2 protein-coding genes are annotated in these 3,728 nt (G+C 52.1%); both read right to left on the bottom strand.

What is annotated here, in order from left to right; all coding sequences use genetic code 11:
* Positions 1-15: 15 nt before the first annotated feature.
* Positions 16-642: a hypothetical protein gene (locus tag ACP5KC_RS09370; protein ID WP_428287376.1), complete on the bottom strand. Its 627-nt coding sequence runs from the start codon at positions 640-642 to the stop codon at positions 16-18.
* On the bottom strand, positions 642-3,512 hold the full coding sequence (locus tag ACP5KC_RS09365) for a DUF3883 domain-containing protein (protein ID WP_428287375.1): 2,871 nt from the start codon (positions 3,510-3,512) through the stop codon (positions 642-644). Before ACP5KC_RS09365 ends, ACP5KC_RS09370 begins: the two co-directional genes overlap by 1 nt.
* Positions 3,513-3,728: the final 216 nt, after the last annotated feature.

Genomic DNA, 3,728 nt, shown 5'->3' with positions numbered 1-3,728 from the left:
AGGCGATCTCTTAATCTACGCGGGTCTCACCGGTGGCGTTTCGAACTCTATTTTCACTCTTGGTAGTCTATCCTCAAGGCCCTTAAGAACATCGCTCCACCATGGAGTCCAGCAGACCAAAAGCTCATTTGCTTCGTCTACTATGTGAGCTCGGGCTAACGCTCTCACAACTACGTCTTTCCAGTACTCGGCTCCAAGCGCCTCGCCTGTAAAGAGCACGTAAAGCTCGTAAAACTCCCGGATGTTGCGAACTATGCGCTCCATAAAAGCCTTGCCCAGTCTCTCGTGTACCAGCAACAGTATTGACATCACCTTCCTAGCCCTGTACTCGGCCGAGTCCAGGGCTCTTAAGGCATCCCTGACCAATAGGTTTATTGCGTGAGCTCTTATCAGCGAGGCCAAGAAACTCGCTATCCTGGTGTCCGGCGCTACCCGTATGTTTATGCTCGCCAAGTCCCCGTTGACGTCTTCCAGGGGCGTCGTCGAGCCAAACTTCAACCACAAAAGCTGAGGCGCCTTTCCGGGACACCCGTACTCTGAGTGCGCGTAAGCGTAATATAGGGCGAGTATCCTCTCAACGCTCTCTTCTCGCAGGTACTTTACGAAGAGTTCTTTTATCCTAGCGAGCTCTTCATCGCTCACTACAATTGCTCACCCCTCTTCTTAATGTCCTCGGCCGAAAAGCTGATCTTGCCTAGGTGGGATATCGGGTTCTTGACTAAATAAGCTTTGGGATCATTGGGTATGTTGTATACCACGACAAGCCAGTATCTATCCCCATAGTTGTGGGCGGTCTTAACCTCCTTCTCGGTCAGCTCCACCTCGCCCTCTCTGCTTCTGCCTTTCACCTCCACGTAAACGACTTCATCACCTCTTTTGACCAACAAGTCGTAGCCTTTACCCTCTCGGGCGTAGACCTCGTAGCCTCTCTCTTTAAGTTTCTTCTCGGCAAACCACAGAGCAAACCTCTCGACGGTCTCGCTCGGGGCCTTATCCTTTACTCCTAGCACCCTGACAAAGAAGTCGCGCCAGCTCGCAACATTCCTCGGGTCGTCGTTGTAGCTCGGCGATACGAAGGGGCCTACCTCAAAGCCCTGATCCCTCCACTTTGTCCACTTCTCCTCTGCGGCGTACTCGTCGTGTAGCAGGCACTCGGTAGAGTCCACCAGCTGGCCCTGGTCGCTCAGAACCTTAACCCGAAGAATCTGCTTCCCCCAGCACGGCTTCAGGACCTCGTATAGCTGCTTGAGCATGCGGATGTATTCGACGTTCTCATCTTTTCCAGAGTTATTTATCAGATCCAGTAGCTTGGCGACCAGTTCTTTGTAATCAGGGTGAGGTGCTAGGGGAGGGTCGCTGTAACCGCCGTAGTACTCGCATCGCTTAAGACCCTTAACACCTGCTAACTCGAAGAATGCTCTCAGCTTGTCTTCAACGGGGTCTTGTTTGAGGTATTCCCTTAGGTCGACGAATTCTATACCCAGCTTCCCAAACCTCTCGGGGGGTAAGTATCTTGGATCTGGGTAGTAGACCTCGTTTGAGGGCCTCACGTGCCCTCCTAAAGTCAGCACCCACACAGGCCTCTCCGGAATAACGTAGTACTTGCAGATGGTCGTGATAAGCAGGAGCTCTTCCTTATTCGGTGGGGTGGCACCTTCTTTAACGTAAATCCTCGGTAACAAAACTTCTCTACATACATCCGTAAAGACGACTTCTTTAACGCCCAGCTGCTTTAAGTAATCCGTCCCCAAGTACCTGGCTAGCTCGTCGTGGACAAAGTCGAGCCTGTCAATGTACTCCCTAATTTCGGGGAAGCGCTCCATAAGCCTGGAGACTTCGTCAGGTATCTTGGCTATGTACGTGTCCTTCGCGCGCTTTATAGCACCACCGCGAGTAATTACAAGCCTGTATTCTTCCGGGGGGAGAGGGTGGTTGTGACGCCTGATAAGCTCGTATGTTTTTCTTAAATACTCCAAAGCCTTGCCTAGGTCGCTTTTTGCCTTGTTCTCGAGCAAGCGCCGGTTCAGCAGGTCTTCTAGCGACATCGTTTTAGCTCTGTCCTTGAGGCGGCGGGGTATCCTGTCGTCGTTGTAGGGTATTAAGTGCTTGCCGTGAATTTTCAGCACCTCGTCTTCGTCGAGGAGGCCTTCCCTCATGAGCTCAGCTGTGATATCACCGTATATCATGGCCTGGCTCAGCCTGACTTTATGACCCTTCACGCACACGACCTCGGGGTCTGCGAGCTCTTCTTCCAGGACCCTGACCACGTACGGCTTGATCAGCCTCACGTAGACAGGGTCCTCGACCTCTTTATAGTCGAGAACGGCTAAGTACGAGCCCGTGTATTTCTCGGCCAAGTACTTAATGACGTGCTTAATGAGTCGTGCTACTTCTTGGAATAGCCAGTGGTTCCACTTGGCCTCATAATTGACCTGCCTCCTACCGGGCTGGACGATGAAGTCCCCCTGGATTAGGAACTTCAGCCCCGTACTAGCTTCGTGTAGGGGCATGAACGAGTACACACCCCAGAACTGTCCCTCCTCGACGGGGGTGAGGTCTTCCGTACGCGGGTCTAGGGCGAAAGCTACTGCGATTTCCCTCTTAACGACATCACCTCTCTTAGCTCGCTGCGTGACGGGGTCTTCTTTGATGTCCCTGGGAACTTCCACTTCCTTTCTGAAGAGCAGGAATTTGCTTACGGTTGTTTTCAAGTTTTCCACAACGTTGTCTTTCATTTTTCCCTCCGCAACGTTTACTCTGACCTTCTCGATTTTCACGCCATCGAACTCCCCGACGTCTTCAAAAGACCATTCAATGCTCTTCCTAATTGAGCGGACTTTATCCTCGACAACAACTCTATTGACGTACTCCAGGAACAGGAACAAGTGCGGTCTCAGCTCGTCGAGGGCTTTAGCGACTGCCTCGTAGCCCTCCCGTGGGTCTTTGAAGTAAATTACAAACCTCGTCTTTCCGGGTGGGATGTGCTGTTCGCGTCTTATCGGTATCGGCACTACACGCCACAGCACTTCCATGCGCCTTAGCTCGAGCCCCTTCCTCCTCAGATAGTCCTCATTTTCCCGCCACCACTTTTCCGAGAACATGAAGGAGTAGTCGCCGGAGTAGACTTCAACGTGGTCCGAGATTTTGAACACGGACTTAAAGCCCAGACCTATGTAGCCCTTGTACCCCCTACTGGGTTTCTTGGACGATATCGTGAAGCACAGGTTCCTGACGTCTTCTTCTGTGAAGGGCTTGCTATCGTGTTCTATGACTACCTTATCCCCGTATAGCGTGACCTCAAATGTGCGCCCATGCCTTCCCAACTCTAGACCGGCGTCTTCAGCGTTCTGGAGGAACTCCCACAAGAACTGACCCGGCTCTATAAACAAAAGCTCCGAAACCAACCCTAATAGGTTGTCCAGAGTAGAACCCACGCGACTTACTGCGATATCAAACCACTCCCTCTGAATCTCCTCGAAGATATTATCCGCGCCGTGTCTCACAGAAAACACTCAATTAACCCCTCCTCCACCCATAAACCTACCACGCCGGCCAAGGCTATATGTCTGTCCAGCAAAACGGACAGTCCGCCATCATTGGGGATATGTCCGTAAACTAGTCTGTCCAAATTGGTATTCGCGCAACACGCTCACGACCCATCCTACCGGGACATGCCTAGATATCGCCGATTATCTGAAGAAGCTCGCTAAGACCTCCGCCTCCCGGGC

The sequence above is a fragment of the Infirmifilum sp. genome (genome assembly GCF_049970975.1).
Classification (GTDB): Archaea; Thermoproteota; Thermoprotei; order Thermofilales; family Thermofilaceae; genus Thermofilum; species Thermofilum uzonense.
This window is presented reverse-complemented; position numbering and strand designations above follow the sequence as displayed.